We start from the raw sequence: 943 nt of genomic DNA, 5'->3' as shown, positions 1-943 counted from the left end.
ATGTCTCCTAACAGTGCATCCCCAATCCAAAAATAAGCTGAAATCGAAACTCAAAGAGTTGACAAGTCGCAGTAACGGTTGGGGCTATGATATCAGGAAACAGAAACTCAAGGATTACATAAGAGGATGGATTGCCTACTACCGCCTTGCACAAATAAAACGTCTTTGTATTGAAACCGATGAATGGTTAAGGCGACGTATACGCATGTGTATTTGGAAATCATGGAAGAATGTCAAGACTAGAGTGGCCAACTTAAAGAAATGTGGTGCTCTTGACTGGCGGGGAAACACTCGTCTAGGTTATTGGCGTGTGGCAAACAGCAGACTGGTAACCTCTGCAATGTCTAATGATATGCTGCGTAAGGCTGGCTATGTGGTACTGATGGACTACTATCTCAAATGGTGCCCAAAATAGGAACCGCCGTATGCCGAACGGCACGTACGGTGGTGTGAGAGGTCGGAAAACGAAAGTAGGAAGAAAATTACTTCGTTTTCTTCCACTCGATTTTTTCTCCTTTCTTCTCCCTTTTTAAAGCATGGGATACTCTATAACGTAGGTTTGTGTGTAATAATTTTGTGAAGTAAAATTGCTGGTTATCAATTTGTTGTGTGTGTTATTGAATTTTTTTTGAAAAAAAGTATATAAAAAATTTGGAAATGGGATATTAATGTTTCTATCTTTGCAGCCGCAATCAGGAACCGATGTATTGAACAAACGGAGGAGGTGAGAGGGTATGATGGGTTGGTTTACAGGTTTTTATGTTGTGCAGAGTTCTTCAGGATATTGCCCTGGTCAGGTTCTGAAAAAAAACTTCAAAAATTTCTTTTGAAAAGTTTGGAAGTAATGAAAAAGTCCTTACCTTTGCAGCCGCTTTCCGAAACGAAGCGGACGTTCTGAAACATTTTGACTGATGTGTTTTTCATCTTTTGCGGATGAAGCCTG

1 protein-coding gene is annotated in these 943 nt (G+C 40.3%); it reads left to right on the top strand.

The window, feature by feature from the left end:
• The coding region (locus WS34_RS14875) for a group II intron maturase-specific domain-containing protein (RefSeq protein ID WP_286693828.1) at positions 1-415 on the top strand (415 nt) is incomplete at its 5' end.
• Positions 416-943 lie beyond the last annotated feature (528 nt).

Origin of the sequence: Odoribacter sp. N15.MGS-14, from assembly GCF_000980245.1 — a bacterium.
Taxonomy (GTDB): Bacteria; Bacteroidota; Bacteroidia; order Bacteroidales; family Marinifilaceae; genus Odoribacter; species Odoribacter splanchnicus.
Note: the sequence above shows the minus strand (reverse complement) of the source record. Positions and strands in the feature narration are given on the sequence as shown.